25 protein-coding genes are annotated in these 21231 nt (G+C 62.6%); 5 read left to right on the forward strand and 20 right to left on the reverse strand.

Annotated features, from left to right (window positions below; translation table 11 throughout):
- Positions 1 to 18: 18 nt before the first annotated feature.
- Positions 19 to 630, forward strand: a complete 612-nt coding sequence (locus AADA04_RS03265; RefSeq protein ID WP_340691802.1) for a glutathione S-transferase family protein — start codon at positions 19 to 21, stop codon at positions 628 to 630.
- A 48-nt stretch (positions 631 to 678) separates the two neighbouring features.
- Positions 679 to 1170 carry a DUF2721 domain-containing protein gene (locus AADA04_RS03270; RefSeq protein WP_340691803.1) on the forward strand — a complete coding sequence of 164 codons (492 nt, stop codon included), beginning with the start codon at positions 679 to 681 and terminating at the stop codon, positions 1168 to 1170.
- Here the strand turns inward: AADA04_RS03270 and AADA04_RS03275 are convergent.
- From AADA04_RS03275 to cls, 10 genes are all read right to left on the reverse strand, one after another.
- A complete protein-coding gene (locus tag AADA04_RS03275; protein WP_340691804.1) occupies positions 1167 to 1745 on the reverse strand; it encodes a hypothetical protein in 579 nt (192 codons plus the stop codon). The two genes, AADA04_RS03270 and AADA04_RS03275, sit on opposite strands and share 4 nt — an antisense overlap.
- 53 nt (positions 1746 to 1798) lie before the next feature.
- The gene (gene ftsH / locus AADA04_RS03280) at positions 1799 to 3721 is read right to left on the reverse strand and encodes an ATP-dependent zinc metalloprotease FtsH (protein ID WP_340691805.1); all 1923 of its coding nucleotides are present in this window, start codon (positions 3719 to 3721) and stop codon (positions 1799 to 1801) included.
- Between the two features lie 92 nt (positions 3722 to 3813).
- Entirely contained in the window at positions 3814 to 4857 is a 1044-nt protein-coding gene (gene tilS / locus AADA04_RS03285) for a tRNA lysidine(34) synthetase TilS (RefSeq protein ID WP_340691806.1), read from the reverse strand.
- On the reverse strand, positions 4845 to 5879 hold the full coding sequence (gene ybgF / locus AADA04_RS03290; protein WP_340691807.1) for a tol-pal system protein YbgF: 1035 nt from the start codon (positions 5877 to 5879) through the stop codon (positions 4845 to 4847). Before ybgF ends, tilS begins: the two co-directional genes overlap by 13 nt.
- Positions 5880 to 5980: 101 nt before the next feature.
- The gene (gene pal / locus AADA04_RS03295; RefSeq protein ID WP_340691808.1) at positions 5981 to 6526 is read right to left on the reverse strand and encodes a peptidoglycan-associated lipoprotein Pal; all 546 of its coding nucleotides are present in this window, start codon (positions 6524 to 6526) and stop codon (positions 5981 to 5983) included.
- A 220-nt stretch (positions 6527 to 6746) separates the two neighbouring features.
- Complete coding sequence (gene tolB, locus AADA04_RS03300) at positions 6747 to 8102, reverse strand: Tol-Pal system beta propeller repeat protein TolB (RefSeq protein WP_340691809.1); 1356 nt, start codon at positions 8100 to 8102, stop codon at positions 6747 to 6749.
- A gap of 31 nt (positions 8103 to 8133) precedes the next feature.
- Positions 8134 to 9093: a hypothetical protein gene (locus AADA04_RS03305; protein ID WP_340691810.1), complete on the reverse strand. Its 960-nt coding sequence runs from the start codon at positions 9091 to 9093 to the stop codon at positions 8134 to 8136.
- An 18-nt stretch (positions 9094 to 9111) separates the two neighbouring features.
- Positions 9112 to 9549, reverse strand: coding sequence for a biopolymer transporter ExbD (locus AADA04_RS03310; protein ID WP_340691811.1), 438 nt, complete (start codon positions 9547 to 9549; stop codon positions 9112 to 9114).
- A gap of 3 nt (positions 9550 to 9552) precedes the next feature.
- Positions 9553 to 10266: a MotA/TolQ/ExbB proton channel family protein gene (locus tag AADA04_RS03315; RefSeq protein WP_340691812.1), complete on the reverse strand. Its 714-nt coding sequence runs from the start codon at positions 10264 to 10266 to the stop codon at positions 9553 to 9555.
- A gap of 224 nt (positions 10267 to 10490) precedes the next feature.
- Positions 10491 to 12020: a cardiolipin synthase gene (gene cls / locus AADA04_RS03320; protein ID WP_340691813.1), complete on the reverse strand. Its 1530-nt coding sequence runs from the start codon at positions 12018 to 12020 to the stop codon at positions 10491 to 10493.
- Between cls and AADA04_RS03325 the strand changes: the two genes are divergently transcribed.
- A complete protein-coding gene (locus AADA04_RS03325; protein ID WP_340691814.1) occupies positions 12019 to 12756 on the forward strand; it encodes an endonuclease/exonuclease/phosphatase family protein in 738 nt (245 codons plus the stop codon). The two genes, cls and AADA04_RS03325, sit on opposite strands and share 2 nt — an antisense overlap.
- Before the next feature lie 66 nt (positions 12757 to 12822).
- Here AADA04_RS03325 and AADA04_RS03330 read toward each other — a convergent pair whose 3' ends face one another.
- The 3 genes from AADA04_RS03330 to AADA04_RS03340 form a co-directional block, all read right to left on the reverse strand.
- Positions 12823 to 13392 (reverse strand): PadR family transcriptional regulator, encoded by a 570-nt coding sequence (locus AADA04_RS03330; RefSeq protein ID WP_340691815.1) that lies wholly within the window; start codon positions 13390 to 13392, stop codon positions 12823 to 12825.
- Positions 13393 to 13630: 238 nt separating this feature from the next.
- Entirely contained in the window at positions 13631 to 14083 is a 453-nt protein-coding gene (locus AADA04_RS03335; protein ID WP_340691816.1) for a YbgC/FadM family acyl-CoA thioesterase, read from the reverse strand.
- 18 nt (positions 14084 to 14101) lie between these two features.
- On the reverse strand, positions 14102 to 14653 hold the full coding sequence (locus AADA04_RS03340; RefSeq protein WP_340691817.1) for a lipocalin family protein: 552 nt from the start codon (positions 14651 to 14653) through the stop codon (positions 14102 to 14104).
- Positions 14654 to 14766: 113 nt separating this feature from the next.
- Between AADA04_RS03340 and AADA04_RS03345 the strand changes: the two genes are divergently transcribed.
- Positions 14767 to 15126 (forward strand): DUF983 domain-containing protein, encoded by a 360-nt coding sequence (locus AADA04_RS03345; RefSeq protein ID WP_340691818.1) that lies wholly within the window; start codon positions 14767 to 14769, stop codon positions 15124 to 15126.
- 2 nt (positions 15127 to 15128) lie between these two features.
- Here AADA04_RS03345 and ruvB read toward each other — a convergent pair whose 3' ends face one another.
- The 7 genes from ruvB to AADA04_RS03380 all read right to left on the reverse strand — a co-directional run bounded on the left by ruvB (position 15129) and on the right by AADA04_RS03380 (position 20759).
- Positions 15129 to 16157: a Holliday junction branch migration DNA helicase RuvB gene (gene ruvB / locus AADA04_RS03350; protein ID WP_340691819.1), complete on the reverse strand. Its 1029-nt coding sequence runs from the start codon at positions 16155 to 16157 to the stop codon at positions 15129 to 15131.
- Positions 16154 to 16777 (reverse strand): Holliday junction branch migration protein RuvA, encoded by a 624-nt coding sequence (ruvA, locus tag AADA04_RS03355; protein WP_340691820.1) that lies wholly within the window; start codon positions 16775 to 16777, stop codon positions 16154 to 16156. The genes ruvB and ruvA overlap by 4 nt, the downstream gene beginning before the upstream one ends.
- A gap of 121 nt (positions 16778 to 16898) precedes the next feature.
- Positions 16899 to 17402 (reverse strand): crossover junction endodeoxyribonuclease RuvC, encoded by a 504-nt coding sequence (ruvC, locus tag AADA04_RS03360; protein ID WP_340691821.1) that lies wholly within the window; start codon positions 17400 to 17402, stop codon positions 16899 to 16901.
- A gap of 81 nt (positions 17403 to 17483) precedes the next feature.
- Complete coding sequence (locus AADA04_RS03365; protein ID WP_340691822.1) at positions 17484 to 18584, reverse strand: aromatic ring-hydroxylating dioxygenase subunit alpha; 1101 nt, start codon at positions 18582 to 18584, stop codon at positions 17484 to 17486.
- Between the two features lie 8 nt (positions 18585 to 18592).
- Positions 18593 to 19027, reverse strand: coding sequence for a protease inhibitor I42 family protein (locus tag AADA04_RS03370; RefSeq protein ID WP_340691823.1), 435 nt, complete (start codon positions 19025 to 19027; stop codon positions 18593 to 18595).
- Positions 19028 to 19094: 67 nt separating this feature from the next.
- Complete coding sequence (locus AADA04_RS03375) at positions 19095 to 19868, reverse strand: hypothetical protein (RefSeq protein WP_340691824.1); 774 nt, start codon at positions 19866 to 19868, stop codon at positions 19095 to 19097.
- Positions 19869 to 20759 carry a hypothetical protein gene (locus AADA04_RS03380; RefSeq protein WP_340691825.1) on the reverse strand — a complete coding sequence of 297 codons (891 nt, stop codon included), beginning with the start codon at positions 20757 to 20759 and terminating at the stop codon, positions 19869 to 19871.
- A gap of 181 nt (positions 20760 to 20940) precedes the next feature.
- Between AADA04_RS03380 and AADA04_RS03385 the strand changes: the two genes are divergently transcribed.
- Positions 20941 to 21231: GTP-binding protein (locus AADA04_RS03385; RefSeq protein WP_340691826.1), on the forward strand; the 291-nt coding region annotated here is incomplete at its 3' end.

Here is a 21231-nt window from a genome sequence, read left to right on the forward strand (position 1 = left end):
TCGCGCTAGGCTGGCGCCATGATCCTGTATAACTATCCCGGCGGGCCCAACCCGCGCCGCGTCCGCATCTTCCTCGCCGAGAAGGGCATCGCTGTGTCCATGGAAACCGTGGACATCATGACTCGCCGCAATCGCCAGCCCGATTTCCTCGAGAAGAATCCCACCGGCGGCATTCCCATCCTCGAGCTGGACGACGGCACCTGCATTTCCGAAAGCGTCGCGATCTGCCGCTATTTCGAGGAATTGCACCCCGAACCGCCTCTGTTCGGCACCGGCGCGAAAGAGCGCGCCATCATTGAAATGTGGCTGCGCCGGGTCGAGCTGAACCTGATGGTGCCGATCGGCATGGTCTGGGTCCATGGCCATCCGCTGACGGCCAAGCTGATCCGCCAGATCCCCGAAGCCGCCGCGCAGAACCGCGTCCGCACGGCCATGGGTTACAAGCTGCTCAACGACCAGCTGGCGGAGAATGAATTCATCGCCGGCGACGCCTATAGCGTGGTCGATGCCGTTGCCCTCGCCACCTATGATTTCGGCGCCGGTCTGGTCGGCGTACCCCCCGCAGACGGCCTCACCCACCTCGCCCGCTGGCACGCCGCCGTCTCCGCCCGCCCCAGCGCCACGGCCTGACGCGACAGCGGGTTGACGTCAGCGCCAGCCACGGCCAAGCCTTGCGGCATGCCTATATCCATTCCGTCCGATATCGCCCACATCATCCAGCTCGCCATCGCGCCCGTCTTCCTGCTTGCAGGTATCGGGGCCCTGCTCAACGTGATGACCAACCGCCTCGCTCGTGTGGTTGACCGCTGGCGAAAAGTGGAGGGCTTCATGACCGAGCTCAGCGAAGACCTCCGCCAGCGCCATGTCCCGGAACTTGCGGCCATCGACAAGCGGATGATCCGCATCAATCGCGCGGTGACGCTGTCAGCGCTGTCAGCCCTGCTGATCTGCCTTGTTATCGTGACGCTTTTTGCCGGACAGCTGGTGCGCACAGATGTCTCGAACCTGGTCGCCGTCCTGTTCGTTGCGTCCATGGGCGTGTTGATCGTCGCGCTTGTCTATTTTCTCTCGGAAATTTCCATTGCCACCCGGACCCTGCGCGTTGCCCCGCACCTGCTGACGTCCAAGACAGCGCGAACCCGAAAAAAGGCGCCGACCGACCTGTCCTAGTCGTCGGTGCCCCAGTGCGGCAGCGGCGGATCGACCGGTTTGGACGTATCGAATTCCACCCGGAAGAAGCGTTCGGGACGCGCCAGTTCATAGGCAAATAGCGAATCCGCCGGGCGGACCTCGACGGCCCAGACATTCGCGTTTGAAACCGGAATGCCCTCACGGTCGAACAGGGCCTTTGTTGCGTCGTCGGCCGGAAAGTCCTGCCGCGAGCCGCTGCCCGCCGCTACCGTTCTGCCGCCATAGCCGCTCAAGGCATCCACGCTGCCATCCTCGTGCAGGTGGACATGATGCAAGCCCAGCGCGCCCTCGGCCCGCGTCAACACCCAGGTGCGCGAGCGATCATCGCCCACCGCCAGCGGAATACGGATTTCCGATGCCGAACAGTCGCGCACATGCATGACAACACGCTCGGCGCGCCAGGCATCATCGGCCGCGTCCTCGCTGACGATTTCCCCCTCAAAGGCCTGACCGCACAGCAGTGCCACCCGGTCCCAGAACTGGGATTGCGGCGATGGCCCGCACGATGTGAGCGAAAGGGCGACGAAACAGAAAAGACCAGAACGCAAAAGCATGAGGCGCAGCCTAGACAGGCTGCGCCTCGATGCAATCAATTCCTCGTCCGCGATCAGGCCGGGTTGGGTTCCGGGTCGCCCAGGCCGGTATCGCCCTTGGGCTTGCGGCGCTTGCCGATAACCGGGACAGCCGAAGCCGGGCCGGCATCATTGTCGTCGAAGTCAGGCCGGGTCGGCTTGTTGCCCTTCAGCAGTTCGGCAATCTCGGCGCCGCTCAGCGTTTCGTATTCGAGCAGGCCATTGGCAATCGCTTCCCACTCAGACCGCGTTTCGGTCATGATGCGGCGCGCTTCGTCCATGCCGGTCTGGATCAGCTTGCGGACCTCTTCCTCGATCTTGCGCGAGGTCTCTTCCGAGATATGGGAGGACTGCATCAGCTGCTGGCCAAGGAACACGTCGCCCTGATCCGAGCCGTAATCGACAGGACCGATATCGTCGGCAAAGCCCCAGCGCGTGACCATCGCCCTTGCAAGGCGGGTCGCTTGCTGGATGTCGGAGGCGGCACCGGCTGTGACGTGGTCATGGCCGAATTTCAGTTCCTCGGCGACACGTCCGCCCATCATGATGGCCAGGCGGCTGGTCATCTCGATCTTGGACATGGACAGTTTGTCGTCTTCCGGCAGCTGCATCACCATGCCCAGCGCACGTCCGCGCGGAATGATGGTGGCCTTGTGCACAGGATCGGCCGACGGCACTTTCATCGCCACGATCGCGTGACCGGCTTCGTGCCAGGCTGTCAGCTCTTTTTCCTTTTCGGACATCACCATCGAGCGGCGTTCCGGTCCCATCAGGACCTTGTCCTTGGCATCTTCGAACTCTGCCATCGCCACGACGCGCTTGCCGCGACGGGCCGCGAGCAGGGCCGCCTCGTTGACGAGGTTGGCAAGGTCCGCACCCGAAAAGCCCGGCGTACCGCGTGCGATCGTCTTGGTGTCGACGTCCTTGGCCAGCGGCACATTGCGCATGTGGACGCGCAGGATTTTCTCGCGGCCGATAATGTCAGGATTGCCGACAGTGATCTGGCGGTCAAAACGACCGGGACGCAGCAGGGCTGGATCAAGCACGTCAGGCCGGTTGGTCGCGGCAACAAGGATGATCCCCTCATTGGCTTCAAAGCCGTCCATCTCGACCAGCAACTGGTTCAGTGTCTGCTCGCGTTCGTCATTTCCGCCGCCGAGGCCTGCGCCGCGCGAACGGCCGACTGCGTCGATTTCGTCAATGAAGATGATGCACGGCGCCGAGCGCTTGGCCTGTTCAAACATGTCGCGCACGCGGCTGGCGCCGACGCCGACGAACATTTCGACAAAGTCGGAACCGGAAATCGTGAAGAAGGGCACGCCGGCCTCGCCAGCCACAGCACGGGCGAGCAGCGTCTTGCCGGTGCCGGGAGGGCCGACCAGGAGGGCGCCCTTGGGGATCTTGCCGCCGAGGCGCTGGAATTTGGATGGGTCCTGCAGGAATTCGACGATCTCCTGCAGCTCTTCCTTGGCTTCATCAACACCGGCGACATCGTCAAACGTGACGCGGCCATGCTTTTCGGTGAGCAGGCGGGCGCGCGACTTGCCGAAGCTCATCGCCCCGCGTCCGCCGCCGCCCTGCATCTGGCGCATCATGAAGAAGACAAAGCCGACGATCAGGACGATCGGCAGGATCGAGAAGATCAGCGAGGCAAAATTGTTGCGGCCACTGTCAGCGTCGATCGTGAACGGCACACCTTCTTTGACGAGGATGCCCTGGGTTTCCATGTCGAGGCCGCGCAGTTCGCTGACCAGCGTGCGATTGTCGGTCGTCTTCACAACGATCTGCTGGTCGCCCAGCGTCGCCTCGACCACTTCACCGCCGTCGATCAGCTTGTAGATTTCGGACAGTTTCGCCTTGTCGGCATGATCAGCTTCAGAGGTACCGCCCATGGCGACGGCCATGCCGATGACAAGCAGGGCGATGGCCCCCCAGATGGCAAGATTGCGCACGTTCATATTCGGTCTCTCAATTTTAAGTGTTCCTGATCTCTAACATAGGAGCAGCGTTACACAAAAACGACTCCTTTCCGCTTAACATGCAGCAATTGTCATGCCTGACCGACAAGCAGGCCGCGCAAATCGCCAAGGCGCCGGATCAGTAATGGATCCGGGCCATCCAGCCCGGCTTCCGGGACGAGGTGAACAATTGCACCCTGCCGGCTAACCATCGCGCCGCCCAATGTCGCACCTGAAAAAGCCCGCGGGGCCCGCACCCGGTCAGCCAGCGATTGCAGGTTTTCCCGCCGTGGAGGGGTCTCCCGGCCCGTCACGGCCTGGATCAGGATACCCATCCCACGCGCGCTGCTTTCCGAGCCGAGCATCGTCATATCTGCCGTGATACGGGCAGGGCCGGACACGCACACATGGTCGCGCAGCCAACGTCCGAGCCGGACATCCTCAATTGCGCGCAGCGCTCCGAGGTCATCCAGACACCGCGAAATCCGAGCGTGAAGCACGCGAGAGCCAGCCAGTAATTGCCGCATCCGCACCCGCTCATAGACCGGATTGTCGTTCGTCGGGTCCTCGACCCAGTCGGCGCCCCGTGATTTCAACATGTGTCGCAAATCGCTGCGGCGTGCCGTCAGCAGCGGCCGGGCGATCCGGACGCCCTCCCCTTCCGGCCAGACAGGCGACGGTGAGAGGGCCTGCATCCCGGCAAGCCCGTACCAGGTCGACCCCTGCCGGGCCCGCATCAGAAAGGTCTCGGCCTGGTCATCTGCCGTGTGGCCGGTCAGCAGGATCGCGCCGCCTTGCGCCTTCAGCGCGCAGGCCAGCGCCGCATGCCGGGCCCGCCGGGCGGCGGATTGTCGACTGACGGGGGCGTCCCACTGCAACGTCTCGTGACGTATCCCGAGCGACCGGCAGATCTCGCCAACCCGCACGGCCTCGCCAGCAGACGCATCGCGCAGGCGGTGGTCAAATGTGAATGCGATAAGGTCCCGGCCACGCGCCTGTGCCCAGTCGTGTGAAAGATGCAGGAGCGCGAGGGAATCGCTGCCGCCGGACACGGCGACTCCGACCGGGCCGGTTCCCGCCGGACACAGCCGATCAAGGGCTGCGAGAGCGGGCGTTAGCGTCTCTAGTTGTCGCACCCGGACTTGGTCCGCTCGACCGCCGACAGGTCGCGCGTCACACCCGAAGCATTCGGGTAGCGTTTCGGCAACGTGTCGAGCGCGAGGCAGGCCTTCTCCTTGTCGCCAATGAGGCGCATGGCCCGGGCCAGTTTCACCAGCGCGTCAGGCGCGCGCGGATCGTTCGGGAATGACCGGATCATGGTGGTGTAAGCGGCGCCGCTGTCAGCATAGGCTTTCTGCTGGTACAGCGTCTCGCCGAGCCAGTAATGGGCCTCGCCCGCTTGCGGATCATTGCCGAACTTCTCGAGGAACAGGCGGAAGGCGGCCTCAGCCCCGGCATAGTCGAACTGGATCAGTTTCGATTTGGCTGCAGCAAATAGCGGACCGGCTTCGCCCGGCAGATTGCTGGCCGATATGGTCCCAAGCGATCCGGACGGCAGGTTCAGTCCGTCTTCCGACGGGTTGTTCGAGATTGGAGTCGACGACTGACGCATACCGGACGCGCTGTTGGCGAGGCCGGCTGCGGACGCTTCATTGGTCGGCGTGATCAGCCGGGTCGGCCCGGAATTGCCGAGGCTGCCGGACTGGGGTGAAGACGGCGAAGCGGCGGAATAGTCGCCGCTCTGCACCGAACCGGGATAGGCGGAACCCGGCTCAGCGGCAGGGTCTGCAAAGGCGGGGTCTCCGCCAAGGCGGGCCTCAAGCGCGGCCAGGGTGCGGCCCTGCGCATCGAGCTGTTTGCGCAGCTCACCGATACTGTCGGAAAGTGATTCATTATCGCGCTGGAGAGCGTCGTTCTGGTCGCGCGCCTGGGAAAGCTGGAATTCCATGGTCTCGACGCGACCGGTCAGGGTCATGATATCGCCGATAAGATTGTTCGCCTGGACTTTAAGGTCCGCATTCTGCTGGCGAACCATTGTCACCTGTGCGGCGAGGTCAGAGCTGGTAACGCCCTGAGAGATCGGCGCACTTCGCTGCGCCGTCGCCGGTGAAGCAGCGAGCATAAGGCAGGCAAGGGCGAGAGCCGGGGCTTTGAACATGGATGCATTATCTCCGCGCAGTTTGGTCGCCACCATACAAAAACAGCCGGGGCCAAAATAAGGCACCCGGCTGCATATTGTAGGCCGTTCAGCAGAACAGCTTAGCTGGTCGAGCCGGAAACGATTTGCGTGAAACCGTTACGGTACAGAGCCCAGGACTGCTCGTCGCTGCCAGCAGCGATCGGGCGTTCCTTGCCGTACGAGATCGTGTCGACCCGCGAAGGATCAACGCCGAGACTGACGAGGTAGTCTTTCACAACCGACGCGCGGCGTTCACCGAGCGCGAGGTTGTATTCGCGTGTGCCGCGCTCGTCGCAGTTGCCTGCCACGAGGATACGGACGCTTGGATAGGATGCCAGCCAGGCAGCCTGACGCTTCAGGATTTCCTGGTCGTCGGCATCAAGGCGGTAGTTGTTGAGGTCGTAATAAACGCGCTCACCAACGTTGACGCGGAAATCGTCGAGCGAACCAGCCAGCGGGCCGGTAGGCTTCACAACTTCTTCGACAACAGGTGCAGTAGGCGCTGGCGCCGTTTCGACGACTTCAACCGGCGTCGTATCTTCAACGACAGGCGCGGGCTTGGAAGCGCAGGCGCCGAGCGAAATCAGTACGAGGGCGGCGGCGGTAAGTTTCAGTGACTTTTGCATTGCTAAGACTCCCCTGGATGTCCTTAGAGCGATATTGACGCCTTGCGGCGGGCGTTTTGTCAACAAGACGACGATTAGCGCTTGAGTGATTCCATATTCGGACGGAAATCAGGCGACAATCGGGCGGTGACTTAACCGAGCGTCGTTTTGCACAAATTTGTCGTCATGTCTCCATAAAGCAACGCCCCCGGACCATTCCGGGGGCCTTTAACTGCTAATTTTATTGCAGAAGCGGCGACCAGGCCGGATCTGACGCGTCGGTTTGGGTCTGCAAACGCTGTTCGTTGCGTCCTGAGAGGTCGACCGACCAGAGCTGCGGACCTGCGCCGGGACGTGATTCGCGGAAATAAACGATCACGCGGCCATTCGGCGACCAGTCCGGGCCCTCATCGAGATAGGCTTCGGTGAGCAGGCGCTCGCCTTTGCCGTCAATCCCGATCACGCCGATATAGAACCGGCTGCCAGACTGTTTGGTGAAGGCGACGAGATCGCCGCGCGGGCTCCAGACGGGCGTGGAATAGCTGCCCTTGCCGAACGTGATCCGGCAGGCCGAATCGCGACCACCCGACGGGCAGGTCCGCGGGCTGCCATCGGCATTCATGATGTAGAGCTGCGGGCTCCCGCCCCGGTCGGATGTGAACACGATGGAATTGCCGTCCGGTGACATCGAGGGCGATGTATCAATGGCCGGATGGTCTGTCAGGCGCCGCGATTCGCGGGTCCGCAGGTTCATGATGTAAATGTCGGAATTGCCGCGCTCGGCCTGGGTCATCAGCACGCTCTGCCCATCACGCGAGAAGCGCGGCGCAAAGGTCATGCCCGGGAAGTTTCCGAGCAATTCCTGACGGCCTGTCTCGATATTGAAGAGATAGACGCGCGGCTTGCCACCTTCATAGGACATGTAGGTGATTTCCTGCGCCGACGGCGAGAAACGCGGTGTCAGCACCGTGTTGCGGCCGGGTGTCAGGTATTGCTGGTTGGCACCGTCACTATCCATGATGGCGAGGCGTTTCACGCGGGCCAGTTTCGGACCGGTCTCGGCAATATAGACGATGCGCGTATCGAAATACGGGTCTTCGCCGGTCAGGCGCTGGTAGATCGAGTCGGCGATCTTGTGGGAAATGCGGCGCCAATTGTCCGGCGTCGTGGTCAGGCGGCGGCCCGGCTGGCCATTGATGCGCATGACTTCGCCGGCATAGACGTCCCACAGGCGGAACGAGACGGCGATCTTGCCATCGGGCAGTTCTTCATAGGCACCAACAACCAGGCCGTCGGTCTTGATGATCTTCCAGTCGGCAAAGCGCGGCTGCACGTCCAGCGACAGGTCCTTCTGGATGAAGGAGGCCGGGTTCTGCATTTCGAACAGGCCGGTCGAGGCGAGATCGGCGCGCACAACGTCGCTGATCTGCTTGGCCATCGCGGCGTCGGCCCCGGAAATCTGGAAGTCCGGAATGGCCAGCGGTGTCGGCGTGAAATTGCCGTCGGTGACCCGCACCTGCAGCTGCGCCGCAGACGGCAGGGCAAAGCTCGTGGCCAGCAGGAACGCTGATAACAGCGCCATCAGGATACGTTTCATTCGATAGTCTCCTTGAAACTTTGAGGGGCGGTCAATTCTCCGGCCCGATTGTCACGTCGATTTCCTGCCATTGGTCGTAATCGTCTGCAGGCAACTTGTATGGCGCGCACTTGCGCACCGCCCGAAGGGCAAGGTCAACCGGAATGCCGGAACGACCGATTGGCCGCGATTTGGGCGAAATCAGTTCGGCCGAATTGGACAGGGTGCCATCACGGGCCAGCTTCAGGCGCACCACGACATTGATCTGGTCTTCCTTCGGCAGGTCATCGACGCCGTTCCAGCAATAGCCGATCTGGCGACGGACTGCCGCCTGAAGCGAAGCGGTATTGCCGGTTCGGTCGCCCGCGCCCTTGCGCGGTTGCTGGGCATCGGCCAGCACGGGCTTCTGGATGCGCGGCGGTTCCTGCGCCGGCGGGGCCTTGCGCTCGTTCTGGGCCTTGGTCTTCAGCACGTCTTCGAAATCATTGAGGAAATCGAGGTCATCGGACTCGGTCTTGGGCTTCGTCTTCTGGACCAGTTTCTCTTCCTTCTTCGGCTCCGGCTTCTTCTTTTCCGGCTCCTTGACAGGCGCGGGCTCGGGATCCGGCTCGGCCTTCTCGTCTTCTACAACAATGTCATCCTCGCTCGGTTCCTCGGCGCGGGTGTCATTGGCGTCGACTTCGTCAGCCGTCAGGTCTTTCTGGTCGTCGGGCTTGGCCTCTTCTTCGGGCGTCTCTTCCGGCACCGGCTCGGCTTCAGGTTCGACCTCGGCCTTGGGAATCGCACTCACATTGGTCACAAGGCCGATGTCTAGAAACTCGATCGGCACATCAATGGCGCTCGCACATTCAGGCAGGCGCATCAGGATATCAATCGGGCCGAGGCCCGGCTCCTCACGCTGGAGCTTGGCGATCGCCTTGTCACACTCGGATTTCTGGTTCGGCCACGACATTACCGCCAGCGCGATAACGCTCGCGTGGAGAAGGGCCGAAAGGGTGAAACCGCGAAGCATGGGTGCTGAAGGCCCTCGCTATTTCTTCTGTTCGGTCACGAAGGCGAGGCGGGTATAACCGGCCGCGCGGACTTCGGACGTCACTTCCATGATCCTGCCATAGGGAACGGACTCGTCGGCGCGCAGGTACATCTGCTGCTCGTAGCCTTCGCCGATGATGGCGGCGAGTTTTGCGCCGAGCTCATCCACGGTCACTTCCGTATTCTGAATGAATATCGTGCCGTCAGCCTTGACCGAGATGGCCAGCGGCGCATCATTCGGCTCGGTCTTGATCGGCCCGGATACGGTCTTCGGCAGGGCGACATCCTCGCCGCGCACCAGCAGGGGCGCGGTGATCATGAACACGATCAGCAGCACCAGCATGACGTCGACAAATGGTGTGACGTTGATTTCAGCATTCAGCGCGCGCCGTCCGCGCCGCCCGCCCTTGCCGCCGGATCCGAGGATAAGTCCCATGCCCTAGTCCCTCGCTGCGTCGGACGCACGGCGCGACAGGCGCACCAGGACATCCTGCGAGAATGTGTCGAGCTGGTCGCCGAACTTGGTCAGGTCGCCAGTGAACTTGTTGTAGAAAATAACCGCCGGAATGGCGGCCACAAGGCCCATGCCGGTGGCGAACAGGGCTTCGGCAATCGGGCCTGCCACGGTGCCGAGGCTGGTATCCTGCTGGGCTGCGATATTGAGGAAGGCGTTCATGATGCCCCAGACGGTGCCGAACAGGCCGATAAAAGGCGACGCGGAACCGATCGTTGCGAGCACGCCCAGCCCGCTGCCGGCTTTGCCGATTTCGCGGTCGACCGTCGCGCGCATGGATCGCTCCGCCCGGCCGACGAGCGCTGCTGCCTCCGCCGGTTGCGGTTGTCCGCGCTTTGCATCCGACCACTCGCGCGCCGCCGACGCAAAGACGCGGCTGGCTGCGTCGCCAGCAACCTGGCCGGGGCGCATGTCGAAATCTTCCGTGCGGCCGCTCCAGAACGCAGCTTCGAACTGCTTGGCTTTCTTGCGGGCGCTGCCGAGCGAGAAGGTCTTTTCGGCGATGACCATCCACGACCAGACCGAGGCGGCCAGCAGGCACAGGAGCACCACTTTGACAATCGGGTCTGCATCGAAAACCAGTGAGAGTAGCGAGAAGTCACTATTGCTGGCGGCCGTGCCAATCGCTTCGGATTCCATGAGATTCCCTGCTCCTTGAAGTCTGCGGGCTGCGTGCGCGCCGCGTATGAGTCTGTGCCGTCGGCGGGGGCCTCGGCGTCTGCCCCTGTTTCCACACCAAATCTGGCGGAAACACGGCAGGCACGCGAGTTTCCGCAGCTGGTTAACCGATAGGGGCTTTTGGTTAAGGATTAGTGGCTGACAACCGGGTTCGCTGCACTGCAGCAAGAACGCGGCAAACGGGCTTAGAGGATAGGTGCGGCGAGGCGCAGAATGTTCTCTTTCATGCGCCGCCAGTTCGACCGCGTCGCCCAGGCTTCGGGATCGATATAGGTGCATTGGTCGAGATAACGTTCGCGCATTTCGTCCAGCTGGCCGGATACGGCCCGGTCATAGGCGATCAGGGTCAGCTCGAGATTCAGGTAGAAGCTTCGCGTGTCCATATTGACCGTGCCGACCATCGAAATCGTGTCATCCACCAGTACGCATTTCGTGTGCAGCAGGCCGTCAGAGTATCGCGCGATACGAATGTCGGCGGCCAGGAGGTCCTCGAAAACTGACTCGCTGGCATATTGGGCGAGTTTCGAATCGATCTTCGCAGGCACGATCACATCCACGGCAACGCCTCGCTTGCGGGCCGCCTTCAGGGCCAGTGTCAACGTCTCATCGGGGATGAAATAGGGCGTGATGATCGACACGCGCGTATGGGCGGCAAAAATGGCCGAGACGACCCATTCATGGATCGGGCTGTCGCGCGTTTCCGGTCCGGACGGCAAGAGTTGCAGCGACACGTCCCCGGCCGGCGCCACTTCCGGACGGTCGGTCGGCAAGTCGCGCAGGGCGTCCCGGTCAACGTCAAGCCCGACACAATCGAAAATATAGTCGGCATTGAACACGCAGCCGAGCGAATCGACGATCCGCCCCTCCAGCCGGAACATCGTGTCGACCCATTGGCCGACCGACTTGTCCTTCTTGAAGAATTTCGGATCGACCAGGTTGGCGCTGCCAATATAGCCAATCGACTGGTCGATCACGATCAGCTTGCGGTGATTGCGAAGGTCGGAACGTTGGGACAGCGACTTGATCAGGCCGACCGGCAGCGAGGCTTCCACATCCACGCCCGCCTGACGCAGGCGCTGCAGCCAGCTCGATCTGAACAGCGCCTTGCTGCCGAAACTGTCTGCGAGGAGATTGCAGTCGACCCCGCGCTTAGCGGCCCGTACCAGCGCTTCCATCACCGCTGTTACGCGCCCCTCGGGTTCGACAATATAGAATTCGAGGAAGCACGTACTAGTCGCCTGATCGATATCGGCGACAATCCGGTCGAGTATGCTGCCCGCGTCTTCGAGCAGTTCCAGCTTGTTATCGTGCGTCACCGGGAAACCGGAATGGGTTGCCACGCTCAGGCTGAGCGCCCGCATCGTGTGGGAGGCTTCCAGCACGACGTCCTGCAACGGGTCTTCGGTCATGCCGTAACGGCGCGAGTAGAATTGCCGGATACGCGCGCCCTGCCTGAGGCGCTTGCGTCCCATCCGGTGGTCACCGAACAGGAAGTAGAAGAATATCCCGAAATAAGGCAGAGAGAACAGGATGATGATCCAGGCCAGCGTCGTGCTGACCGCCAGTTTGCGGTAGAGCAACCTGAAGGTCAGGCCGACCGAGATCAGGATATGAAGGGCAAAGACGAGTGAACTTGGTAGCAAGGCGGTCCCCTTCAACACGTACTGTCGAACGCCGGATGGAACCTTGTGTTCCAGCCGCCATATGAGCAGCATGAGCCACTCTCTCGAAATCCTGACCTGGAATATCCAGGCCGCTATTGGCACGACCAAGTATTCACAATACCTGACCCGCGCGCACCATCAGGTGTTCAATACCAGCGCCAAGCGCTCAACGTTGGAAAAAATCGCCGAAATCGTCAGTACCTATGACGTTGTCTGCCTACAGGAGGTCGATCTGGGCGGACGCCGGTCCGGTTTTTCCTGCCAGGCCGAGCAGATCGCGACCCTGTCGGGCCATTCGCACGTCGCCGTTCAGCGCAACCGGACAATCCCGGGAATCTCGCAGCACGGAAACGCGATTCTCAGTCGGTACGCTCTGTCTGATATCCATGATTTCAAACTGCCAGGACGCGTGAAGGGTCGCGGCTGCCTCATCGCCAATGTGCAGGTGGGACGGGGGATTTCAGTCGCAAACCTGCACCTCAGCCTTGGCCGGGATGACCAGGCCACGCAACTTTCGGCGGTGGGCGAACACCTGCCCCGGAAGAGTCCGTTCCTGGTGGTCGGAGACTTCAACTGTACGAACAGTTCCACTCATCTCGAAGCCTTCGCCGAGGCTAACAAGGCCCAGATCGCCAATCAACCGCAAATCCCGACCTTCCCGTCATGGCGCCCGCAGCGCGATCTTGACCATATCGTCTATTCCGACCTGGTGAGCCTTGAGCACAGGCGCAGTCACGCGCTTCAGCTGTCCGATCACCTGCCAGTTTCGGCCGAAATCCACTTCTGATGTTGCGAGAATAAAAAGCGGGGCCCCTTCCGGGGCCCCGCTCAAATTTTCTGGATGTTGGGCGCCCTATTCGAGCGAAGAAATCTCATCGCGCGCGGCGCTCAGGATTTCAACGATCCGGCGCTGGCGCGCCTCGTCAGCGAGCCGATTGCGCGCCGACGTTACGACGGCATGCCGCAACCTGTGCATCGCCGTACGCACGTCGGTTGGGTCGACGTCTTCCTCGGCGTGCAACAGGTCAGCGAGGCGCGCATGGATCGCGTCCACCATTTCCGTCTCGCGCTCAAGCTCGGCCTTGCCGTCATCCGTGATATGGAAAGTCTTCTTTCCGTCCTCGGTGCGCACTTCGGCCCAGCCAAGGTCCTGGATGATTTCCAGCGCCGGATACATGACGCCCGGACTCGGCTTGTAGGTGCCGCCGGTGCGCGTCTCGATTTCCTGTATCAGGTCATAGCCGTGGCGCGGCGTCTCATTGATCAGGCTGAGGGTCAGAAGGCGAAGATCGCCGTGGCCAAGTGGCCTGCCACCGCGGCGTCCGCCCCGGCCATGGTCACCGCGGCCATGACGGTGTCCGCCGCCCATTCCCATTTTCATGTGCCAGCGCGCGCGGCGCCCTTCTCCATTACATCCGTGCATGTTGTCTCCTTTGTTCTGGCGCCTGTGGCGGCCGAATCTGTCGTCATTGTCCAAAAGTTCGTCTGACAGAACAGGTCTGTCACCTGAATCCTGATTTCTCATAGATACTCCTTTTCGATATATCTAAACATAAAATAGTTTTAGATATATCTAAATACAAGTGGCGAGCACAAAAAAGGCCGGGCCGCCACAATGCCAGCAGGCTGACTTTCCGAATTATACTGTGATTACAGGGTTCTTAGGCCTTGTAGACGAACGCTTCCAGATGTTCGGCCACTTCACGGATCGGCCGGCGCAGGCGCCCATCGGCATGGATCATCACGGCCGTGATCTCCGCCTCGGAAATCAACTGGCCATCCCGCAGGCAGGCCTGCTCGAACCGGATACGCGGGCCGTCCATGCCCAGGTAGCGCGTGCGGATGTGCAGCAGGTCGTCCACCTTGGCCGGGCGCTTGTAGCTGACATTCACATTGGTCAGCGTAAACGCCGCCGGGTCTTCTCGGTCCAGCAGCGACTGGTGCGAGATTCCGGCATCGCGCAAATGATCCGACCGGCCACGCTCGAAGAAGCGCAGGTAATTGGCGTGGTAGACCATGCCCGTGAAATCGGTGTCTTCGTAATAAACGCGCACCGTGATCCAGTGCTGGCGTTGGGCATCGAAATTCTGGGCGTCGAGGATCGGCTGGGTCATGCTCTCCGCGTTAGCAGATCACCCTTGGTCCGTCATCTCCAGCGGACCGGTTTCGAAGCCCAATTCCTCTGCGCGAGTCTTGATCCGCTCCAGGGTTCCGGCGTCGAGGGATTTCTCGCGCGCGAGTATCCAGAGATACTTTCCGCTCGGGTCACCGACGAGTACGGCCGAATAGTCGGGCTCAAGATGCAGGATCCAATAATCGCCCCAGGCGAACGGCACCCAGGACGGCGCAAATTTCACCTTCAGGCGCGCATTGCCGGACTGTTCCATCACTCGCGCCACGCCCTTGGCCACCTCGACCGGACCATCGACGCTGCCCTTGTGGCAGGTATTGATCACGTCGATCCGGCCATCGGCTCGCTGGATATATTCCGCCGTTACACCGGCGCAGTTCTTCTCAAAACCATTGGGATAGCGGGCGATCTCATACCAGAGCCCCGCATAGCGCGTCAGGTCGACCTGCGGCACGGTCGGCGGGGCCGTTTCAGTGGCGCGGTAGTCCGGCTGGCTGGTGCAGGCAGAGAGTCCAAAGGCAGCGATCAAGGCAAACAGGCTGTGGCGTATCATCGTGAAATCCTCCTGCGCTGTATACGCGCCATAACGCATTTTGGTTTCACGCTTATCTGGTCAGAGTGGCTCGCGCATGCGAAGCCGGATCATTACCAACACACAGAGGCGTCATGACTACCCCTCCCCGCACCAGCCTCACCCCCATCCTGCGCGGCCTGCTCGGACGCTGCCCGGCCTGTGGCAAGGGCCACCTGTTTACCGGCTACCTCCGGCAGGCGCCCACCTGTTCCCATTGCGGCGAACCGATTGGCCAGATTCGCGCCGAGGATGGCCCACCCTGGCTGACAGTGCTGATCCTCGGCCCGCTTCTCGCGCCGCTCTCCTACATCGTGTCGATGAAGTCGCCCGCACCGCTCTGGATCAGCCTCATCGCCCTCGGGGTCTTCGCTATTGGCAGCGTCCTCTTCCTGCTGCCGCGCATCAAGGGCGGCTTCATCGGCCTCCTCTGGCGGATGCAGCAAACGGCCTAGGCTTACTTCTCGCCGAACAGGCCAGACTGCGCGCCGCCCGGCACCGGCAGGCCGAGTCGCTCATAGGCGAGCGGGGCTGCCGTACGTCCACGCGGCGTGCGGGCGACATAGCCCTTCTGCATCAGGTAGGGCTCGATCACATCTTCGACCGCATCTCGCGCCTCGGACAGGGCCGCTGCCAATGTCTCGACGCCCACCGGCCCCCCGGCGTAGGTGTGCACCAATGCGTGCAGGTAGCGCCGGTCGAGCGCGTCGAGGCCATCCGCGTCAATTTCCAGCCGCTTCAGCGCCCGGCCGGCTGCGGCCCGGTCAATCTTCGCGCCCTCGGCCTCGGCAAAGTCGCGCACCCGGCGCAGTAGGCGCAGCGCAATACGCGGCGTGCCCCGCGCCCGGCCCGCAATCTCGACAGCGCCGTCTTCCGTAATCGCGGCGCCGAGTTTCCGGGCCGCCGCCATGACAATATGTGCCAGTTCCTCGGGCTCGTAGAATTCCAGCCTGAGCGGGATGCCGAACCGGTCGCGCAGCGGCGTCGCTAGAAGGCCCGCCCGCGTTGTGGCGCCAACCAGCGTGAAGGGCGACAGGTCCAGCCGCACTGAGCGCGCCGAAGGCCCCTCCCCGATCACGATATCGAGGGCATAATCCTCCATCGCCGGATAGAGGATTTCTTCCACGATCGCCGGCAGGCGGTGAATTTCGTCAATGAACAGCACGTCATTGGGCTCAAGATTTGTCAGGATCGCGGCGAGGTCGCCCGCCTTGGCGATCACCGGCCCGGACGTCGCCCGGAAACCGACGCCCATTTCCCGCGCCAGGATCTGCGCCAGCGTCGTCTTGCCGAGGCCCGGTGGTCCGAACAGCAGTACATGGTCCAGCGCTTCCGAGCGCCCGCGCGCCGCCTCGACATAGACTTTCAGGTTCGACTTGGCTTTGCGCTGGCCGACATAATCTTCAAACGTCTGCGGCCGCAGCGCGCGGTCCAGCGCATCGCCGCCCTGCGCGTTCGGATCGGACAACTCACCCTCGCGGCTCACCGGCTAAGTTCCTTCAGCGCCGCCTTGACCAGCGGCCCGACATCGGAGTCACCGGCTGTCGAGGCGGCCGCCGCCACAGCCCGTGCCGCGTCGCTCTGGCCATAGCCGAGGTTGACCAGCGCCGAGATCGCCTCGCCGCGCGGCCCGGTTTTTGCCGCCGCCGGCGCAGTCGCCATGCCTGCGGCGCTGGCTGCATCGAACTTGCCGAACCGGCCCATGGGCGGCGCCTTGCCGCCAAGGTCGAGCACGATCCGCTCGGCCAGTTTCTTGCCGACGCCCTTGGCGCGCTCCAGCACGGCGGCATCGCCGAGCGCAATCGCGTCCATCAGTTCCGCTGGCGTGATCGCATCGAGAATGGCCATCGCCGCCTTGCCCGCCACGCCATGCACGTCCTGCAGGCGCACGAACCAGGCGCGCTCCTCGTCCGTCCCGAACGCATAGAGGGTGATCGCCGCTTCCGTCACTTTCGTCTCGACATGCAGCACGGCGGTCTCGCCTGCATGCACAACGCTCAGCAGGCGCGTGCCTGCCTGGCAGACATAGCCGACGCCGTTGACGTCGATCAGCACATGATCAAGGCCGAGCGCCGCAATCGTTCCGGTCAGGCGTCCGATAATCATTGTCCGGTCCTCAATTGCGGCGCGCCCGTCCTTCGACTTCGCTCAGGATGAGCGCTCCGGCAACTATGAGGCTCACCCTGAGCGAAGTCGAAGGGCGAGCCGGGCGAGACACGGATCATCCTCATGCCGCCCCCCGCTTCATCTCCAGTGGCAGGTGGTGCGCCGCGCAGATCGCGCAGGCGAGCGCATCGGCGGCGTCTTCCTTCATATCGCCTGCCCGCGGCAACAGGCGTTTGACCATGAACATGACCTGCGTCTTGTCCGCCGTGCCTGTGCCGACGACCGACAGCTTGATCTTGCGCGGGGCAAATTCGGCGACGGGAAGACTCGCGAGCGACAGGGCCGCCATGGCAGCGCCCCTTGCCTGGCCGAGCTTCAGTGCCGAGCGCGGATTGGCATTCACCAGTGTTTCCTCGATTCCCGCGGCATGCGGCGCATGCAGGCGGGCGATTTCGGCGACGGCGGTGAATATGCCAGCCAGCCGCGCGGCCATTTCCATGGTCGTATCGACCGAGATCACTCCATGCGCCACATGCGCGAGGCGGGCGCCGGTCTGCTCGACCACGCCCCAGCCGGTATGGCGCAGGCCGGGGTCAATCCCGAGAATTCGAATCGTCGCTGTCATGGGCCCTACCCTATCAGGCGTCGAGGTTAATGACAGCTTGCATTTTCCCCATTTGTTCCTGCTTTCCTGTGGCAGGGCAGGTCAACTCATCCACTTGAGCACGCGCGGCTCGATCGGGTTGGCAAATTCGCGGCCTTCGGTGCGGGCCTCGGTCCATTCGCGTTTCAGGCGCTGGTACCATTTGGCCTGCACGTCGATATCGTCGATCCAGAGCATCGCCTTCTGGTGGGCGAGCCCCATATTCTGCAGGTCGACCATGTCGCCGTCCTGGCGCAGGAACTTTTTTGCCATCGGGATGGCGAGGGGGACCGCAAGATTGAGGAGCGGCGCGCCGGTCCACCAGGTGAACTGGGTGATGCGCGTGCGCTTGGGCGCTTCCGGCGTCAGGCAGGTCAGCGTCAGAAGGCGCGTCTTTTCGTTGGAAATGATTTCCCAGCGAAAGCCCGGCAGCTGGAAGCGGATTTCCGTTTCGACATTGTCGCCGAATACCCAGCGATAGAGTTTCGAGTTCGAACTCGGCGCATGCCGGTCAATCGCCCAGCCGCGCTCGGTCGGAATGAATTGCTTCTCTTTCAGCTTCAGGCCCACCGAAGGCGGGCGCCACCACCATTGATTATGCACGAAGGGCACATGGGCCGGGTCCATCAGGCCGACCACGGCGTCGTCCATATGCGCGTTGAACACGTCATGGATGACGAAGCCCGGCTTGTCCGGCAGCGGGCCGAATTCCGGCGGCGGCACGGCGGGCGGCATGTCCACGCGCGGATTGTCGGCGACATAGAGATAGACCGCGCCATGGGCCTCATGCACGCGGTAACGGCGCACCTTCACCTTGCCGGGGTCGTAGCTGCTGCCTTCGGTCAGGCTCGGCATCAGTTTGCACACACCGTCCGTGCCGAAGCGCCAGCCATGATAGGGGCATTGCAGGGCCCACTCGCCATCGGTTTCCAGCTGCTTGCCTGCCGACAGGGGCACCAGCCGGTGCGGGCAGATATCGCGCAGCGCAAAGGCTTCCCCCGCCGGCGTGCGGCCGACGACGACCGGCTCGCCCAGCATCATGATCCGGTGTTGCTGGCCCTTTTTCAGCTCGCTCGACGGCGCCGCCAGATACCAGCTATCGGTCAGGTATCCCGCGTCGGTGATGCCTGTCTTGGTCTGGGGAGGGGTCTGTGTGTCAGCCATGACAAGCCTTATGGCGCAGGCGTCACGGTGATGTCGATACGCCAGGTGCCGATCTCTTCCCCGCCCTCCCAGGGACGGTGATTGACCATGTGGAGCGTCGCCTTGCCGGGCGCCGTCGCCGTCAGGTCAAAAGCCATGAAATGATTGCCGCCGGTCACGCCGGGCTGGTTCTGGAATTCCGGATGGGTCGGGCGCGTCGCTTCATCGACCAGTTCGAGGAAATCGGGCTGGTCCTGAATCTCCCAGACATAACCGGCTGTGGGAATGCCTTCGAGTTCGATACGGAGCGTCTGGCCGACCTGCATCGCCACCTCGCCGCGATCCTGTTCGGCTCCCGCATAGAGCAGGCCGCCTTCCAATTCGGTCACAGGGTCTGCCGGAGGCCCCATGCAGGCTGCAAGCAAGGGTCCGGCAAGGGCCGCAGGGAACAAGGAGCGCACCATCTGAAATCCTCCATCTGCGCTTTGCATAGCAGGAATTGGCCTGCGCGCCATGACGGCGCGTTGCGGATCAGTTCCGGATCGCGCCTTCGAATGTCACAGAGGCGCCGCCGGCCCGGAAATAGTCGGTCCAGAAACCCCGCAAGCGTGCGTCCAGTTCCGGATCGAGCGGCGGGCGACCAGGATTATGCGAGCGGCCGAAGCCGACAATCCGCACATCCGCGCCCTGCACGGCCGGTAGGTAGCGAAACTTCTCTGCCAGCGCCATCGCGGCGTCCGGCTCCATCGACCGGAATTCGCTCCATGGCACGGCCTCGCTGTTCTCCAGCATGTCGGAGAAGATATACACATGGGCAAACGGCTGGCCGCCGGGGGGCGCCTGCGTCCACTGCGCAATTGTCGACATGATCGCCGAATGGTCAGCCGAGGCCGACCCCTGAACGGCGGGGGCCAGTGTCTGGGCCAGCTGCCCCATGAACTGGCGTTCGTCGGCCAGGGCCTTCATGCTGCTGCAGCCGCCCATCATGGAATCGAGTGCGCCCTGCCCCTCGGGACAGCCCGGCTTGCACGCATTGATCAGGCGCGAAGACTGCGTGTAGTGCTCGCCGATCGTGGCCAGCACGATCCGATCACCCGGGCCCAGCTGGTCGACGACCGTGCCGATGCTCTCGGTGATGACGGCGCGGTCGGTGTCGTCATAAGGCGTTGTCTGGTCGATCAGGAACAGGGACGAGGTCTGCCCGAAGGCGCAATAGCCCGCCGCCTGCGCGCCTGCTGGCGCTTCACCGGACGAATCCGAACAGCCCGTGAGGACCAGTGCGACTGCCAGACATAGCCGCTTCATTCAGGCGCCGAGCCTGCGCATCTGGTTGGCGAACCGCCGCTTCTCGACCGCTTCCTCGTCGGCGCGCTTTGCCCGCATGGCTGCTGCCTGTTTTTCGAGTTTGCGCTTCTGGCGATCGACCTTCTCGAAATCGGGATGCTGGTCATGGCAGAAATAAGCAGCCGAAACGCCAACGGCGACAACCGCGAGATTGATCAGCATGAATATCCAGCCGTCGAGACCGAGGCCGGACTTCAGCGCGATAATCGCCGCGCCGCCATATTGCTGGCTCTCAAGCGCCTGACCGAATCCCATTTCGGGCTGCGTGATGAAAGCGAGATAGCCCTGCCGCAGGATCGAGACGCCATAGGCCAGCGCAATGATCAGGGCGATGACGAGGGCGACCTGAATGGCTTCGCCCCACCAGTTCTTGCGGCGCGCATTATATCCGAACCGGCACATGATCATGCCCAGACGGTGGGCCAGCGTGACAAGCAGTCCGCCGACCAGGAAGGAGACGAGCAGCGCCACAGCCGGGCTTTCCTGGAAGAAGAGTTCGAAACTGAATCGGTTGATCGGCACTTCGGCAACGGCGAGCGCGACCATGAAAGGCCAGTAGAACCAGCCGGAGGAATAGCGCGGCTGGCGCTGTTCGGAGGCCTGGATATCGTCCCAGGTTTCATTTGTGTGCTGGAGCTGGTCGGCCAGGCTGTCCTGCCGCGGGGTCCAGCGTGTCTCGACGGCTTCCATCCGGCGCGAGAACTGGCGCTGGAGAATGTCGGCGCCCGTGCTGGCGGACGCCGGGACGTCCGGCGTTTGCTCTGCGTCGGGAATGGGAGTCGGCGTCAGGTTTGGCTGACCCGGAACGACTTGAAGGGAGGAAGGAGAACGACCCGTAGTATCAGTGCTCATAAGACACGAATCCCAATCTTTGCCGCCCGCCTACACCATCGCCAGCAACATGTTTGCGCGAAGCATGTGGCAGCTTCAAGGCGAAATGCCACAGACCGCTGCAGTGCGTGTCGCCACAGCTGGTCCGGTATGCCGTCCAAGCCCACTTCCCGTGCGGGTAAAGCGCCGCTATATGCGCCCCATGACCCCACGCGATAAAATCCGGAACTTCTCGATCATTGCCCATATCGACCATGGCAAGTCGACGCTCGCTGACCGCTTGATCCAGGCCTGCGGCGGCCTGACCGACCGTGAAATGAGCGAACAAGTGCTCGATACGATGGATATCGAGAAAGAGCGCGGCATCACGATCAAGGCCCAGACCGTGCGCCTCTCCTATACCGCTCAGGATGGTGAGACCTATACGCTGAACCTGATGGACACACCCGGCCACGTTGACTTCGCCTATGAAGTCAGCCGCTGCCTTGCTGCC

It is taken from the genome of Hyphomonas sp., from assembly GCF_037969335.1.
Taxonomy (GTDB): Bacteria; Pseudomonadota; Alphaproteobacteria; order Caulobacterales; family Hyphomonadaceae; genus Hyphomonas.